The organism is Pelagerythrobacter aerophilus (genome assembly GCF_003581645.1).
In the GTDB taxonomy this organism is placed as follows: Bacteria; Pseudomonadota; Alphaproteobacteria; order Sphingomonadales; family Sphingomonadaceae; genus Pelagerythrobacter; species Pelagerythrobacter aerophilus.
Window position 1 is genome coordinate 213,849 of record NZ_QXFK01000019.1, and the last position, 16,564, is coordinate 230,412.

At 63.5% G+C, this 16,564-nt stretch carries 12 protein-coding genes; 4 read left to right on the plus strand and 8 right to left on the minus strand.

Annotation, left to right across the window (positions count from 1 at the left end):
* Positions 1-66 precede the first annotated feature (66 nt).
* From D2V04_RS14770 to D2V04_RS14805, 8 genes are all read right to left on the minus strand, one after another.
* The gene (locus D2V04_RS14770) at positions 67-2,277 is read right to left on the minus strand and encodes a TonB-dependent receptor (protein WP_182849774.1); all 2,211 of its coding nucleotides are present in this window, start codon (positions 2,275-2,277) and stop codon (positions 67-69) included.
* Positions 2,278-2,517: 240 nt separating this feature from the next.
* Positions 2,518-3,846, minus strand: a complete 1,329-nt coding sequence (locus D2V04_RS14775; protein ID WP_119514486.1) for an MFS transporter — start codon at positions 3,844-3,846, stop codon at positions 2,518-2,520.
* Between the two features lie 6 nt (positions 3,847-3,852).
* Positions 3,853-4,503, minus strand: a complete 651-nt coding sequence (locus tag D2V04_RS14780; RefSeq protein ID WP_119514487.1) for a carboxymuconolactone decarboxylase family protein — start codon at positions 4,501-4,503, stop codon at positions 3,853-3,855.
* A 276-nt stretch (positions 4,504-4,779) separates the two neighbouring features.
* Positions 4,780-6,000 carry a CoA transferase gene (locus D2V04_RS14785; RefSeq protein WP_119514488.1) on the minus strand — a complete coding sequence of 407 codons (1,221 nt, stop codon included), beginning with the start codon at positions 5,998-6,000 and terminating at the stop codon, positions 4,780-4,782.
* Between the two features lie 44 nt (positions 6,001-6,044).
* The gene (locus tag D2V04_RS14790; RefSeq protein ID WP_119514489.1) at positions 6,045-7,253 is read right to left on the minus strand and encodes an acetyl-CoA acetyltransferase; all 1,209 of its coding nucleotides are present in this window, start codon (positions 7,251-7,253) and stop codon (positions 6,045-6,047) included.
* Positions 7,253-8,704 (minus strand): 3-oxoacyl-[acyl-carrier-protein] synthase III C-terminal domain-containing protein, encoded by a 1,452-nt coding sequence (locus tag D2V04_RS14795; protein WP_119514490.1) that lies wholly within the window; start codon positions 8,702-8,704, stop codon positions 7,253-7,255. The genes D2V04_RS14790 and D2V04_RS14795 overlap by 1 nt, the downstream gene beginning before the upstream one ends.
* Before the next feature lie 21 nt (positions 8,705-8,725).
* A complete protein-coding gene (locus D2V04_RS14800) occupies positions 8,726-9,637 on the minus strand; it encodes an SDR family NAD(P)-dependent oxidoreductase (RefSeq protein ID WP_119514491.1) in 912 nt (303 codons plus the stop codon).
* A gap of 22 nt (positions 9,638-9,659) precedes the next feature.
* Positions 9,660-10,460: a crotonase/enoyl-CoA hydratase family protein gene (locus D2V04_RS14805; RefSeq protein ID WP_119514492.1), complete on the minus strand. Its 801-nt coding sequence runs from the start codon at positions 10,458-10,460 to the stop codon at positions 9,660-9,662.
* Positions 10,461-10,661: 201 nt separating this feature from the next.
* Between D2V04_RS14805 and D2V04_RS14810 the strand changes: the two genes are divergently transcribed.
* From D2V04_RS14810 to D2V04_RS14825, 4 genes are all read left to right on the plus strand, one after another.
* Positions 10,662-11,549, plus strand: a complete 888-nt coding sequence (locus tag D2V04_RS14810; RefSeq protein ID WP_119514493.1) for an enoyl-CoA hydratase-related protein — start codon at positions 10,662-10,664, stop codon at positions 11,547-11,549.
* Between the two features lie 26 nt (positions 11,550-11,575).
* The gene (locus D2V04_RS14815) at positions 11,576-12,829 is read left to right on the plus strand and encodes an acyl-CoA dehydrogenase family protein (RefSeq protein ID WP_119514494.1); all 1,254 of its coding nucleotides are present in this window, start codon (positions 11,576-11,578) and stop codon (positions 12,827-12,829) included.
* Positions 12,830-13,180: 351 nt separating this feature from the next.
* Positions 13,181-14,026, plus strand: coding sequence for an SDR family NAD(P)-dependent oxidoreductase (locus D2V04_RS14820; protein ID WP_182849775.1), 846 nt, complete (start codon positions 13,181-13,183; stop codon positions 14,024-14,026).
* Between the two features lie 93 nt (positions 14,027-14,119).
* Entirely contained in the window at positions 14,120-16,552 is a 2,433-nt protein-coding gene (locus tag D2V04_RS14825) for a TonB-dependent receptor (RefSeq protein ID WP_119514496.1), read from the plus strand.
* Positions 16,553-16,564: the final 12 nt, after the last annotated feature.

The following is a 16,564-nucleotide window of genomic DNA, read 5'->3' on the forward strand; positions in this document are numbered from 1 at the left end:
ACCTCTTCCATCACACCTTTTCAGGTTGGCGGGGCGGTCTGCATTACACCGACCGCCCTCCTGACCTCAGAAACGCAGGGTACCGTTGAGCGAGATCGCACGATACTCGTCCATCCAGCTCAGCGTGCGGGAGGTCGCCGTGATCGACCCGGGGAAGCGGATCGCGGCGCCGCGGGAATGCACGTCCGTCAGGTTGCGGCCGACGAGCGCGATGCTCCAGCGATCGTCCTGGGCGCCGAGCTGGATGCGCGCGTCGAATTTGACCCAGCCGTCCTGCACACCCCAGATCGGGCTGTATCCGTCGGCAACGAAGTACTTCGAGCGGAACTGCGCGTTACCGCCCGTGACCAGCTTGAGCGAGCCGAGGTCCGCCTCGTGCTGGAAGCCGACGTTACCGCTCCACTTCGGCGCGAACATCAGCGGTAGTCCGGCGATGTTATGCTGGGCGAGACTGTTGGGATCCGCCGAATCGCACTGCTCGACGGTTTCGTAAGCCAGACACGGTGCCCCCGGATAGTCCTCGAACCTCGCGTCCAGATAGGCGACATTGGCGTTGAGCGAGAGGCTGTCGGTCGGGATGACCTGCACTTCCAGTTCCACGCCTTCCGACCGCGCGCTGGCTGCGTTGCGGGTGAAGAAGGTGCGGCGGTCCGGGTCGTAGGCGGACTGCTGCAGGTCCTCGAAGTCCATCCGGAATATTGCCAGATTTATGGTGGCGAGGCCGTTGCCGAGCGTCGACTTAACGCCGAACTCGTAGTTCATCGACCGTTCGGCCGCGAACTGGAAACCGTCTTCCGAGACATTGTAGGTGTTCGACACGAACCCGCCGGACTTCGAGCCGCGCGCAACGGTGGCGTAGAGCATTATGTCAGGCGTCACGTCGAACTGCAGTGTGCCCGAGGGGTCGAAATAATCCTCCGACAGCCGGCCCTCGCGGTCCGGGCCGATCGCGTTCAGCGCGTCGCCCGATACGGTGCGCTGCGTGAATTCGGCGGACTTCTTGACTTCCGAATACCGCAAGCCCGCAATCAGACGCAGGTCGGGCGTGAAGTTGAAGGTGCCTTGGCCGTAGGCCGACCAGGCATCGCTATCCTGGTAGAAATCCGTCGATTGGTGGCCGGTCAGCGAGGCTATGTCGCGATAATAGGTGTCCTGATGCAGGTGATATTCCGACGTGTCGTAGTAGAGACCCACGACGTATTCGAGAAACTGGTCGAGTGGCGAAGCAATTCTCGCCTCCACCGACCATTGGTCGAAATCTTCCGGGAAGCCGTTGCCGAACCGCGCATTGCCGCCATCGGCCGGAATGCTGCCGTCCGGGGCGATCTCGTCATAGGCCGTGAACCGGCGGGTCTTGTAGTGTGAGTAGCCACCGATCAGCGTCAACGTGTGATCCCCGATGCCGATGTCTGCGTTGAGCGCGCTGTTCCAGGTTTCGATCCCGCTCTCTTCATCGAGGCCCGCCCCCGCATAGTTGTCGGAGACGTAGCGCTCGTCGCCGAAATCGTTGTCGTAAACATCCTCGGTCAGCGAGCCGGACACTGTCACGCCGCCCTTGAGCACGTGGCTGCCGTATTCATTCTTGAACGAGACATCGATATCAGACGAGGGCTGCCAGCGCAGGGTCACACGCGCCATCTCGTCGCGCAGAACAGGTTCGTCGCGGTCGTTGTAGAGATTGCGGATATAGCCATCCTGATGCGTCAGCTTCGCGGCGACGCGCACACCGAACGTATCGGAGAGCGGCGCGCTGACCACGCCGGTCAAGTCCACGCCCTGACGCTCGAAATCGTATCCGGCGGAAACATAGCCTTCAAACGCGGGGCCCGGCTTTGCTGAGATGAGGCTAATCGCACCTGCCGCGGTGTTGCGCCCGAACAACGCGCCTTGCGGACCACGCAGGACCTCCATGCGTTCGAGATCGAAGAAGGGTGCACTGAACTGCGCTCCGCGCCCTCCGTAGATACCATCGAGGTAGACCGATACTTCCTGATCGAAAGCAACATTGTTCGGACCGGAGCCGAACCCGCGGATGAAGACGACCGGGTTAACGCCCGAATTGAGCACCGCCATGTTGGGCACATAGCTTTGCACGCTGCGCAGATCGGTGATCTTGAGATCCTCGATCTTCGCACCCGTGATCGCGGTGATCGAGACAGGAACGTCCTGGAGCTTCTGCTCGCGCTTCTGCGCCGTGACGACGATCTCGCCGATGGACTGCGGACGCGCGGAACTCGTGGCCGGGACTTGTGCGTCTTGATCCTGTGCCTGCGCCACGCCTGACAACAAAGCCGAAACCATAGCCGCACATGCCGCCCCTGCTTTCAGATGAGCCGAGTTCTTCACGATTCCCCTCCTCTCTCACATCGCACCATACATGCCGCGATTTGGATTATTGCATGCAGATTACTCCCCTTACAGACTGAGGCAAGCCTGATTTTGCATGAGCAGCCTGGGCTAGCGGTGCGCTCAGCGCATATTTGGATGCAATCAATACTAATTGGACGGGCCGCTAGTTCAGGTCCGGGATGGGTTCACCGGGAGTTCCCCTGCCAATCGCTGCGCAAGAAGGCGGCCGGGCCTCAAGCCGATCAGGATAAGCGTGGCCGCTCCGATCCCCGCAATGGCCGTCATTGTCGCAAGCGCCTTGCCAATCCCCATCTCGCCGCCAAACAGGTTCTCGGCGAGCAAGGCCGTGATCGTCGGTGCGATACCGAACCCGGCGAGGTTTACGCATGCACCGAAGACCGCCGCCATGATCCCCCGCAGTCGGTTGGGAGCAAGCGATTGCACCATAGAGATCTGCAGCCCGCCGACGACGCTGGCCGCTGCCATGCCAAGGCAGAACAGCACCGCCGCCGTCGTGAAGTCGCCGGCAAGATACGCCGCGATGAATAGGGGAGCATCGATCGCAACCGCCACGAGCGAAACCAGCACCGGCGCTTCGATCTTCCCGCGCGAGACGAGCATGTCGGCCACCATGCCACCCGCGAGCAATCCGATCGTGCCACCGACACCGTAACCAAGGCCGAGAAGCAGGCCGACGCCCCCGGCATCGAGACCGTGCAATCGCATGAAATGGACCGGCCCCCAGACCATGAAGGAATAGCCGATGATCGCGATGCACGAATAGCCGGCGAAGAGCGGCACCAGCGCACGAGCGTTGCTGCCGATGAACGAAAGGGCATCGCGAATGCCCGGGACATCCCGCGTCTCGCCGCTCGTCAGTTGCCGCTCCGGCTCGCGCACCGTCAGCGCAATGAGCAAGGCCACGAACAGCCCGGGCAAACCAATGGCAACGAAGACGACCTGCCAAGGGGCGGCGCCGGGCATCAGCGGCAATGTCGCCCCGGTCGCATTGACCCAGTCGACGAGCTGGCCGCCGAGCATGATGGCAAGCCCCCCGCCGACAGTAGCGCCGCAAGCGAAAATGGCCGTCGCGATACCCCGTCGCGACGGCCGAAAATAATCGGCGATCATCGAGTAGGCCGCGGGATTGAGGCTCGCCTCACCCACGCCGATAAGCGATCGAGCTGCGAACAAGCTGCCGAAACTGCGGGCCAGGCCGCATGCCGCCGTTGCGAGGCTCCATAGCGACATCCCGAGGACTATGGCATTGCGCCGCCCCCGCGTGTCGACCCATCGTCCAAAAACGAACGCGAAGATGACATAGGATCCCGCAAAGGCTGCGCCGGCCAAGATGCTGACTTCGGTATCGCTGAGCCCCAAGTCCGCCTTGACCGGTTCGATCAGCATGCTGAGCGCAAGCCGGTCGAGGAACGACAGCGCGCTCGCCACCATCAGGCAGCAGACGACGTAATAAGGATAAGCTGCGCGCATCCACATAGGAGGTCAGTCCCGACGGGGTAGCGGCGCCGGCTCGGCGTCGACGAAGCGATAGTCGGGCGGCGACGGCATCTCGCGCACACGCTCGTCGTAGTCGTCGTGCTCGAGCCGTAGCGCGCGGATCATGCCGGCGTTCATCATGAACATGCTTGCGACATAGGTCAGCTCGACGATCTGTCCGGGATCGAACGAATCTTGCAGCAGCGCGAAGAGACTGTCGGGCACGCGCCCGTGATCGAGCGCAATGCAGTCCGCGTAGGCGAGCACCGCTCGCTCAGCACGGTCGAACTGCCCGCTGGTCTGCCAGGCGGGGATGTCGTCCAACGCCTGCTCCGAATAGCCCAGTCCGCGCAGAATCTTGCGGTGCTCGGAATACATCCAGCGGCAAGAACAGGCCCAGCCGATGCGAGTGATCGCCAATTCCATGTAACGCAGCGGCAGTTTGCGCTTCTTCGTTTGCTTCAGGTAAAATCCACGCACCGCATGCTCAAGCACGTCGGGCGAATGAGCGAGTACGGCCTCATAATTGCCCGGCGCACCCGACGCGGTCTGCCCCGGCTGGGTGGCAGGATCACGCCCCGGGTATTTGCGATCGTACATGAACGTCACGAGAGGATCGTCGATAGCCGCGCGGCTGACGAGCGGGAGACGCGGCATCAGAGGCCCGGGCCAACGGGGGCTGCGGCGCGCAGAACACCGCCCGCAGCCGATTCACCGCTGTGGTCCCTTTTTTTATGCGAACCCGCCCCTTGAAACTTCGCCACGCCCTTCTCCCGACGCTTGTTGGAAAGCCCACTCGGCAGGCTCTTCCATATTGCATGCAAACTATGGCGAGAGTTTTATACGTCGTCCAGACTCATTCGGTGGAGGCCACGTAAATTAGGACTCTCCACAAACCAAGGGAAGATCACAGAGCTGCACTTTGCATGCATACTAGGCCTTCGGATCCCCGACAATTCCTTGGTCGACAAGCGCAGCGAACTGTCCTTCGCCTAGACCGACCACTTCGGTCAGCACCTTCTCCGTGTCGTCACCGAGGCAAGGAGCGGGGCGAACCAGACCGCGCGCATGTGCTGGCAAAGTCGCCATAGCGCCAGGTGCCGCGTAGTGCGCGCCGCTTGGATGAGTGATAGCTGAGAACAGCGGGTTGTCGGTCACCAGATTCGGATCGCGTACGGCTTGCTCCATCCGCTGATAAGGGCCCCAGCAACATCCTTCGCTGTCGAGCGCGGACGCGAGTTCGCCACTTTCCCACATGGCCACGGCGCGTTCCACGAGAGGGTATAGCGCATCGCGGTGCACGAACCTCTCGCTTTCGTCGCGCTCGAACGATGTCCTGCGCTCCTTCTCGATGCGGGCCACGTCGTCCGCAATGCCCAGCACGGCGACGAGCCCGCGCCACTGTCGCGGGGTGATTGCCATGAGCATGACACGCTCGCCATCGCGGGTTATGAAATCGCGGCCGAACGCACCGAAGACATCGTTACCGTAGCGCTTGCGATCGCCACCGTGGAGCGTCTCCGCCAGTTGCCCCAGGTTCGCGATCGTGGCGATGCCGACGTCGGCCAGCGGGATCCGGACCTCCTGCCCTTCGCCGGTCTCCGACCGGTGGTGCAGAGCAGCCATCGTGGCGAAAGCGGCATAGGCGCCGGTCAGGAGATCCCATGCGGGCAGAACCGCGTTCACCGGCTCGTCGCCCAGGCTTTCCGGCCCGGTGATGAAGGGAATGCCCAAGGCCGAGGCCACGGTATAGTCGAGCGCCGGGCCGCCGTCCGCGCGGCCCATGATGCGCGTCAGGATCAGGTCTTCGCGGCGGGGCGACAGACGCTCCCACGACAGGAACCCGCCGACCGGGAAATTGGTGAGGAAGACCCCCGCCTTCTCACCCGGCGCGGTTGCTATTTCGGCCAGAAGTTCGCGTCCCTCGTCGGTGGACAGATCGAGCGCGACGGAGAGCTTACCCTTGTTCAGCCCTTCCCAATAGAAGCTGTCGCCATTTTCGGCCTGCGGCCAGCGGCGGAAGTCCGGCCCGCCGCCGATCTGATCGACGCGGATGACCTCTGCGCCCATCTGCGACAGGTAGAGGCCAGCCGTCGGACAAGCGACGAACGAGGACGCCTCCACCACCCGGAGCCCGTCAAGCAACGTGTACATCGGTTCTCATCCTTCGAGCTTTCAGGACCTGCATCGCCAGGGCGTCACGCACCTTCAAGCCCGACGATTGTGATCGCCGAGACATTCTGGATCGGCGCGCCGCCGAGATTGTGGCTCAGCGCCAGCTTCGGCCCATCCGCGCGCTGGCGCTCGCCGGCCCGGCCCTGCAACTGCAGATAATTCTCGTAGATCATGCGCAGCCCCGATGCGCCAATGGGATGGCCAAAGCACTTCAGGCCGCCGTCAATCTGGCAGGGCGTGTGACCGTCCGCGTCGTAGAAGCCGTCGAGAATATCCTTCCAAGCCTGGCCCTCTTTGGAAATGAAGAGGTCTTCCATCGTGACCAGCTCAGTGATCGAGAAACAGTCGTGCACTTCGAGCAGGTCGATCTCCTCGCGAGGATCGGTGACACCGGCTTCGGCGTAGGCGCGGGCTGCGGCCTTGCGAGTGGTGTGAAAGTAGGTCCCGTCCCAGCCGCCGCCGTGCTGCAGCTCCCAGCCGTTGGAGGTGACGAGCTGGATCGACTTGACCAAGACGGGGTCGGCTCTGCCGAGTTCGCGCGCGATCTCGGGCGTGGTGACGATTGCGCAGGCGGCGCCGTCGGATACGCCGCAACAGTCGAACAGGCCGAGCGGCTCGGCGATCATCGGCGCATTCAGCACCGTCTCGATATCGATCGCCTTGCGCAGATGCGCCTTGGGATTCTTGGCTCCATTGGCGTGGCTCTTGACGGAAACGTGTGCCATCGCCCGCTTGAGGTCGTCGCGCGAGACCCCGTGCTTGGCGCGATAGGGTGCAGCGATCTGCGCGAAGTTGCCGGGGGCCGAGCCGGTGACGCCGTACATGTCGAAGTTGAGCCCCCGGCTGCGGGCGGGCAGGCCGCCGTAGCCGGTGTCTTTCAGCTTCTCGACGCCCATGGCCAAAGCGATGTCCGCCGCACCGGACGCCACCGCATAGACCGCACCGCGGAACGAGTCGGTACCGGTTGCGCAATAGTTCTCGACCTTGGTCACGCCGATGTCCGGGAGCCGAAGCGCCGTCGCCAGTGGAATGCCGGAGGGGCCGATGTTCTGCGCCTCGAACCCGACGCCGAGCCAGGCCGCGTCAATACGCGAGACATCGATCCCGGCATCGGCAATGCACTCGTCGAAGGCTTCCACCATCAACGTTTCCGCATCGTCGTTCCACCGCTCGCCGAACCGCGAGCAACCCATGCCGACGATCGCGACCCTGTCCTTGATTCCGCGGGCCATCAGGCGCCTCCCTCGTTCAGCGGCACGGCTTTCCAGAAGTATTTGGTGAAGTGGCGGTGCTCGTCTTCCGCCTTGACGCGAAAGACCATGCGCATAGCGCGGCCGACTTCCACGTCGTCGGGTCCGACTTCGGCGAACTCGGTGACGAGCCGCCCGCCACCGTCGAAATCGAGCGTGCCGTAATATGTCGGCGGATCTGGCGAATGGCCGAGTGCATCGGCAGTATAGGAGACGATCCGCGCGGTGCGATCCGCCAGCGGATAATCCTCCTGTGTTCCCTGGTTGCGCCCGTTGGGATCGACCGAAATCCCGCTCGGCGGGAACTGGACGGTGCCGGTTACGGTGCAGCGCGAGCCGACTAGGCCCAGGACGGCTGTGCGCTTGCGGTAGAGCGTCGTGCCCGGCTGCTTCTGATCCAGCTCGGCGCGAATGCCTCGCTCGAGACCGATCAGGCCGCGGTGAAACAGGAAGCGCATGTAGTTGTCGTCGACCACGCCATCCTGGACGCAGGCGGCGATCGGGCGAGCCGGTCTGTGATCCGCGATGGCCTCCGTGGCCTCGAACAGCAGAACGTCCGCGCCCTGCCCGAAGCCCGCGACCAGAATTCGCTCGCCGGGTGCCGCGCGTTCGAGGGCGCTGGCGAGCAACAGCAGGGAATGCCCGACACCCGTGTCTCCGATTTCGGCGGACAGGGTGTCGACCACGGCCCCGTCCTTCAATCCCAGCTTGCGGGCGATCGCCTTGATGGTTCCGCCGGGCGCGATGGGCAGGACGACGTGGTCGATATCGCCCGCCGCCACCCTGGCCTCCGCCAGCAAGGCCTGCACCGTGTCAGCGAGGATCGCGAGATGGCCTTCCTCGCGAACCCAGCGGCTTTCCCATTGGTAATCGAAGATCTCGCCGCTGGCGCGGAAGTGATCGACGAAGTCGACCGTTACCGAATGGCTGGCGACCAGCCTAGCGATGGGTGTGCCGCGGCCGATGAGTATCGCGGCCGCGCCGTCCCCTTGGATCAGCTCCGCTTCGGACGCGGGGCGGGCCTTGCGCAGGTTCGATCCGATGCACAGGCGCGTGCGCGATCCTTCCAGCGCATCGCGCAAGGCGCTCGTCGCCGCCCGCATGCTGCCGCCCGCATCGAGCGCGGCGATCCCGTCAGACAGGTTCAGCGCCTCCTTGACGATGCCCGCATTGGACCTATCGGCGAAAGGATGCGTCACGCTGGCCAGCGTGAGCCCCTCAACCGCCGCCCGATCGCACCCGTCGAGGCACGCGCGAGCCGCCTCGACCGCCATCGTCACGGCGTCTTCGTCCCAGTTAGCGATGGCGCGATGCCCTCGCGCCAGGCCTTTGAGGCCCGGCGCAAACCACCGGTTCGCGGCATAGATCGCGGACCGGTCGAGGCGGCGGCGCGGCAGATAGACACCGCACGACAGAATGCCGAAGTCGCTCATTCGAATTCCGCCCGCTTCATCTCAGACCGGGTCCCAACTGAACAGCTCGGGCGAGCGGATCATCGATGCGAAGTCCGAACGGACGGCGGGAATGAATTCGTCGGCAATCGACTGCGCCGTCCATCCATCCGACCGGTGCATGGCGCGGATCGGACGCGGCTTCGAGAACAGGAACATCTCGTTCTTGCGAACGGCGAATATCTGGTTGGTCACATCCTTCGACTGATCGGATGCCAAGTACGCCACCAGCGGCGCGATCTTGTCTGCGCTCATCGCCCGCATGCGTTCCAGCCGCTTCTGCTCGTCGGGATTGTCGGACGGGATGGTCGCGATCATCCGGCTCCATGCGAACGGCGCGATACAATTCGACCGCACGCCGAAACGCTGCATGTCGAGCGCGATCGACTGCGACAGGCCGACGATCGCCAACTTGGCCGCTGAATAGTTTGCCTGCCCCAGATTGCCGATCAGGCCCGAGGTCGAGGTGAAATGGATGAAGCTGCCCGAACCCTGCTCGCGGAAGTAAGGCGTCGCCGCCTTCGACACGTTGAATGCGCCGTTGAGATGCACGTCGACGACGGCGCGCCAGTCCTCGAGGCTCATCTTGTGCCAGATCCTGTCGCGCAGGAAGCCGGCGTTGTTGACCACCGCGTCGATCCGGCCGAATTTCTGCACCGCGTCCTCGACGATGCTGGTGGCGCCGGCCGGGTCGGTGACGCTGGCGAGGTTGGCATGGGCGGCTCCCCCTGCCTGCGTGATCTCGCTCACGACTTCGGATGCCGGCCCCTGATCGTTGCCTTCACCGTCGGCGGCGACCCCGTAATCGTTGACGATGACGCTGGCCCCTTCGCGCGCGCAGAGCAGTGCCAGTTCGCGCCCGATCCCCCGCCCCGCGCCGGTTACCGCGATGACGCGACCTTCCAGAATTCCCATTATCGCTTTCCCATTCGTGAAATCAGTTGCCGGTGAAGGTCGGCTTGCGCCGTTCGAGGAAGGCGTCGACCGCCTCCTCGTGATCCCGCGTTTCGTGGACCACGGCCTGCAGCGCAGCCGAGAGATTGAGCACCGTGCCCAGCGAGGCGTCCTGCGCCTCGCGCAGCAGGCGTTTGGTCAGGCGTACGGCGCGTGGCGGATTGGCCGCGATCTCGTCGGCAAGCGCGCGCACGGCGGGCATCAGTTCGCCGGGTTCGACCACTTTGGTCACCAGCCCCCAGTCGAGCGCCGCCGCCGCGTCGATCATCCGCCCGGTCAGTGCCAGTTCGGTGGCGCGAGGCCAGCCGATCACCCGCGGGAGGAGCCAGGCTCCGCCATCGCCAGGGACCAGGCCGACCCGCACGAAGCTTTCCGCAAAGCGCGCCGCCTGCGACGCTATACGAATGTCGCACATGCAAGCGAGGTCGCAGCCCGCACCGATCGCCGGGCCGTTGACGGCGGCGATGACAGGCACTTCGATCTGCTGAAAGGCGAGCGGCAGGCGCTGGATACCGTCACGATAGTTGCGCACGGTGGCGACCGGCTGCTCGCCGCGCAGCCCCAAGCCCGGCTTCATCTTCGACAGATCTCCACCCGAGGAAAAGGCCGAGCCGGCGCCTGTAAGGATGACGGCGCGAACCGAAGGATCGCCATCCGCCGCCTGCAACGCATCAACGATCGCGTCTACCATCGCGTTGTCCGATATCGGATTGCGCGCCTCCGGCAGATTGAGCGTGATCGTCACGACCGCACCATCGCGTTCGATGAGTAGTTGCTTCGACATTTCGGTCCCTTTGCTTCTCAAAGCTGTCCTGCCATCTATTGCATGCAAATCAGCATAGCAAGAGATGTGGGAGCAAGCTATCCCTCGACGTGGGAGATAGCGAGATGTATCGGCGCAACCTCCCTACTATATGTCGCAACCACAGCGGAACGAAAGCGCGCGAGTCTCGACAATCTCCCTTCCTCTCTGCATTATGTTTGCATGCAATTGCGGAGAGGGGATGTGTTCGAAACGCTCGAATACAAAGCAAGCGACGGCATCGCGACGATCCGGTTGAACCGGCCTGAAAAGCGCAACGCCTACAACGCCCGGATGATGAACGAGCTGGTCGCCGCGTTCGATCGTTCCGATGCGGACGACGACGTCGGTGCGGTCATCCTCACCGGCAGCGGTGATGCGTTCTGCGCAGGCGCCGATCTCTCAGGCGGCGCGGGCACTTTTGCGCAGCTCAGCGAAGATCCCGAGCGTGCCGCGCTGCGCCATGGCGGCTTATGGCGCGACGGCGGCGGCGTCGCGTCCTTGCGTATTTTCGAGAGCCTGAAGCCGGTGATCGCCGCGATCAACGGCCCTGCGATCGGCGTGGGCGCGACGATGATCCTTGCCTGCGACGTGCGGATTGCCAGCGACACGGCGCGCTTCGGCTATGTCTTCACCCAGCGTGGCCTGGTGCCGGAGGCGGCTTCGTCATGGTTCCTACCGCGCATCGTCGGTCTTTCGCGCGCGCTCGAATGGACGATGGGGGCGTGCATGGTGGCGGCAGACGAGGCGCTGGAGGCAGGCTTGGTTCGCGAGCTCTGCGCGCGGGACGATCTCATTCCCCGTGCCCGTGCGATCGCCAGGCGGTTCCTTTCCGGCTCGCGCGTCGCGGCGGCCCTAACCCGGCAGATGATGTGGCGGATGGCCGGCGCGGCTCACCCGATGGAAGCGCATCGCGTCGACAGTCGCGCCATAGCCGCGCTGCGCAGTTCGCCCGACACAATGGAAGCGGTCGCGGCCTTCCTTCAGAAACGTGAAGCCAACTTCGCCAGCCAAGTGTCCGACGGCATGCCGGACATCTGGCCGGACGGCTCTGGTCCCAAATTCTACTGACCATCTCTCCAGATCACGGATCCACCATGGACTTCAACTATTCCCCCGAGCAGCGCCATTGGCTCGACCGCCTTGGCGCCTTCCTTGCCGACCACGTCCTGCCTGCGAAGGAGGCTTTCGTTCATGCCGGCGAAGCGGCGTTCGATTGGCCCTGGCAAAGCCCGCCGGTCCTCGCCGAGTTGCAAGCTCAGGCCAAGGCTGCGGGCCTCTGGAACCTGTTTCTTCCCCCTGCGGCGCAGGCGCACGCGGCGAACGGCTTCGCGTTTGATAGCCCCGGCCTGAGCAACCTTGCCTACGCCCCGCTTGCCGAGATGATGGGGCGGTACGAGTTCGCCTCGCGCATCTTCAACTGTTCGCCGCCCGATACCGGCAACATGGAACTGCTACTGCGCTACGGCTCTGCCGAACAACAGCAGCACTGGCTGGTGCCGCTGATGGAGGGGGCGATACGGTCGGCCTTCCTGATGACCGAACCGGATGTCGCCAGTTCCGACGCCACGAACATCGAGACCCGGATCGAACGCGACGGCGATCACTGGGTCATCAACGGCCGCAAGTGGTGGTCGACCGGGACCGGCGATGCCGATTGCAAGATCCTGATCGTGATGGGCAAGTCCGCACCCGATGCGCCGACGCATGCCCAGCAGAGCCAGATCCTCGTGCCCATCGACACGCCGGGCGTGACTGTAAAGCGCATGCTCGGGGTTTTCGGTTACGAAGACCGGCCTGCAGGTCACGGCGAAGTCGTGCTCGAGAACGTTCGCGTGCCCGCGGAGAACCTGATCCTAGGTGAGGGGCGCGGCTTCGAGGTCGCGCAAGGCCGGCTTGGCCCGGGGCGTATCCATCACTGCATGCGCACAATCGGCGCGGCCGAAGAAGCGCTCGATCTGATGTGCGCGCGATTGAGTGGGCGTACGACTTTCGGCAAGACGCTGGCGGAACGCTCGGTCTGGCAGGAGCGGATCGCCTGGGCCCGCACCGAGATCGACATGGCGCGGCTCCTCACGCTGCGGACCGCGCAACTGCTCGACGAGAACGACGCCAGGGACGTGCGCGCCGATATCTCCAAGATCAAGCTGGCGGTGCCGCGCGCCGCATTGAGAGTGATCGATGACGCAATCCAGGCACATGGTGGAGGCGGTGTTTCTGGAGATTTCGACTTGGCGCGGCTCTACGCCAAGATTCGCACGATGCGGATCGTCGACGGTCCGGACGAGGTGCATGCACGCGTCATCGCACGCGCCGAATTGAAACCCCATCGCCTTGACACCAAGCGATGACGAATCAGGCCCTACCGCACATTTTTTGCATGCGATAATGACACTTCGCCTCGGTCTCAGCCAGAGGCAGACCGCGCGCCACAAGTCACAACTATTTGATTAAAAGCATTTCTTTTATAATATTCATCACCCGACCGGCCATCCCCTCATATTGTATGCAAAGAATCTTGCATGCAATTGCCTGATGAGATAGCTTGCCTGCATTGGCCGCCGGAAAGAGCGGTCGATGAACTTGGGAAGAGCGGGAATGTCCTTCTGGCAGCCACGGATTTCTGCACTCACGACGGACCTCGCTAGTCGTAGGCAGAGCGGCGAGCGCGGCTCGGCAGCTCACGCTCGCACGAGTTTATGATGCGGCGCTACGAAGGAAAAGTAGCGGTCGTCACCGGGGCTGGACGCCCCGGAGGTATCGGGGAAGCGATCGCACGCCGCGTCACGAGCGAAGGCGGCCGTGTTGCCGTCCTGGATCTTTGCCGCGACAAGCCCGAAGCGCCCCGTGAGAGCTTCGGCAGCCTCCGTTCGCTGCAATCGGTTGCGGATTCGCTCGGCGAGACTGGCGAGAAGGGCCTCGCGGTGCGCTGCGACGTCACCGATGAGGATGAAATTGCAAGCGCCATGGCGGAAATTCGCGATGCGCTGGGCGGCATCGACGTACTGTTCGCCAATGCCGGGGGCGGCACGGGAGCAGGTCCTGTCGACCAGACCCCGGTCAGCGATCTCGACCGTTCGGCGTGGGATTACACGATCGCCGTCAGTCTGACGTCCGTCTACTTGTGTGCAAAGCATGCCGTCCCTGCGCTTCGCGCTCGAGGGGGTGGAGCGATCGTCAGCACGACGTCGATCAGCGCCTATCACGGCGTCGCCGGGCTATCGGCATATTCGGCTGCCAAGTACGGGGTGACTGCCCTTACCCGCGATCTCGCGCTCGAGCTCGCGGGCGAAAGCATCCGCGTGAATGCCTTCGCCCCCGGCATCACGCTGACGCCTTATGTACGCCAGCGATACGAGACGCTGGCATCGCAAAATCCAGGCACGACTCCGCAGGAACTTATGGGTCGCTTCGTCTCCACGCGGATCCCGCTCGGCCGAGCGGCCGAGCCGCGTGAGATGGCCGCCGTCGCCGCCTTTCTCGGAAGTGATGATGCCAGTTTCATGACCGGTCAGACCCTGTTCGTCGATGGCGGGATGCGCGTTTGAGCGAGGTGTGCGGCAGCGCCCTCGCCGCGGAGCCGCATCGCGGAAATTCGATCGAGGACGTCAACGAACATTCGATTTGAGGGAGGATTAGAGGTGAAAAGAAGCAAGCAGATCGCACTCCTGGGCGGAGCGAGCCTCGCGGCTTTGGCGAGCCCCGCCGTGGCACAGGAAGTGCCGACCGATCCGGCCCCGTCAGCAATGGAGGATCCGGCGTCGGATAACGGCGCGGCTCCGGCGCCTGGCGAGATCATCGTCACTGCCCAACGGCGTGAGCAATCGCAGCAGGACGTTCCGATCTCGATATCGGTCGTCTCCTCCCAAGCTCTCGAGCAGAGCAACCTCACCACCGTTGCCGACATCCAGTTTCTGTCACCGGGTGTGAACTACAACGCCAACTTCGGAGGCGGCTTCAACATTCGCGGCGTGGGCACACAGTCCCTGCTGATGTCGGCGGAGCAATCGGTTGCGCTGGTGATCGACGACGTGATCCAGGGCCTTCCGGAAGTCTCCTTTGCAGGTCCGAGCTATCAGTCGCTGGTCGACATCGAGCGGATCGAGGTTCTCAAGGGACCGCAGGGCACTCTGTTCGGCAAGAACAGCTCGGCCGGCGTCATTCAGATCATCACGGCAAATCCGGAGATCGGCGTTCGCTCTCTCGAGGGATCGCTATCCTATGGTACGAAGAACGAGCTGAATGCAGAGTCGGTCCTCAATTTGCCGATCGGCAGCACCGCGGCCCTCAGGATCGCTGGAGGGCTCCAACGCCGCGACGGCTTCGTGCGCGATCTCTATAGCGGCGAGGATCGCTGGGCCTACGAGCGCTATTCCCTGCGCGGCAAGCTCCTGTGGGAGCCCACCGACGACCTCAGCATCCTCTTGAACGGCGAATATCGCCACCTGACCGACAACGCGAACGGCCTGTGGACCTTCCGAAATTGCGGCAGCGGCTTCGGAGCGTTCGATCCCTGCGCCGAACTGGAGCCCTATGGCATTGAGGCAGGTCCGGAAAATCTCGAGGTAGCGACCGACGGAAACAGCTACACCAAGCAGAAGGCGTATTCGTTCAGTGGCCGGATCGATTACGATCTCGGCAATGCGACGTTGACGTCGATCACCGCCTATCGGGACATCCTGCAGCCGATCTCGCTCGACACCGACGCAACGCCCGCGGCAATCTACTCCCGCAACGAGAACATCTCCGGCGGAACGCAGTTCACCCAGGAATTGCGGATCAACGGGGACACGGGGATCCTCAACTACACCCTGGGCGGCTTCTATTACGATGCGCGCCCGTATCAGAAGGGCATGAACGGGGGCACCCTGGGCTATCTTCCCGATGACTCCTCGATCCTGCTCTCGCTCAATGCGATTGGCCCCTATTCGGGCCAAGGCTACGGATCCTGGGTCAAGGCGAAGATCAAGAGCTACGCGCTGTTCGGGCAGTTGGAAGCCGAGGTGATCCCGGGCCTGACGCTCATCGCCGGCGGCCGCTATACCAACGATGACGTACGACAGACCATCGACTATTTCGACGTGCCATGGCTGTGCCGCGCGGCGTATGCCTTCGGGCAATCGTGTCATGGGCTGGACCTGCCCCTCTCGTCGGGCGAGGCCAGGGTGAAGGCGGACAAGTTCACCTACAAGTTCACTGCCAAGTACGACATCACGCCCGCGGTCAATGTCTATGCGACCTACGCAACCGGCTACAAGGGGCCGATGATTTCGCATCCGGCGAACCAGCCTCAGTTGCTGCTTCGGCCCGAGCTGTCCAAATCGTACGAGGTCGGCCTCAAGGCGGAGCTGTTCGCACGGACGCTCGCCTTTAATCTGGCATTGTTCAAGGTGGACTACGACGACTTCCAGGGCCAGCAGCGTGTCGGGGTCGCACCGACCTTCTACTATACCACCACCAATGCCGGCGGCCTTCAGACCAAGGGGGTGGAAGCCGATCTGACCTGGCGTGCAGCGCCCGGCCTGACTCTGGCCGGACACGTCGCCTACATTCCGACCAAGTTCACCGAGTTCGCGGTGCAATGCTACGATCGCTACACCAATCCGGCGACCACCCCGGGCGAGTGCAACTACGTCCAGCCGGGTCTGCCGGAGGGGACTCCGCCGCAGTTCAACGCGGCTGGATATCCGCTGACCTATTCGCCAAAATGGACCTGGGGCGCGAGCGCCAACTACGAGACGTATGTCGGCAACGACCTCTCGCTCGACGTCAGTGCCTCGTACAGCCACCGCAGCAGCACCTATGGCGTTGTCGCCGATCCGAACAGCATCGTTCCGAGCTACGGCCTGCTGAACGGCCAGGTGAGCATAGGGGACTCGGACGACCGCTGGCGGGTAGCACTGTTCGCCCGCAACCTTCTCGACAAGCACTTCGTCGCGGGAATATTCCGCACGCCGCTCGACTCCGGGACGGACAATTCGACCCCGCTGTCGACGATCGGATACTCCAACATTCCCGCGCTGGATTCGAGCCGAACTGTGGGCATCAAGTTCAGCTATTCCTTTGGCGAGTAAGGCAAGAGTGCC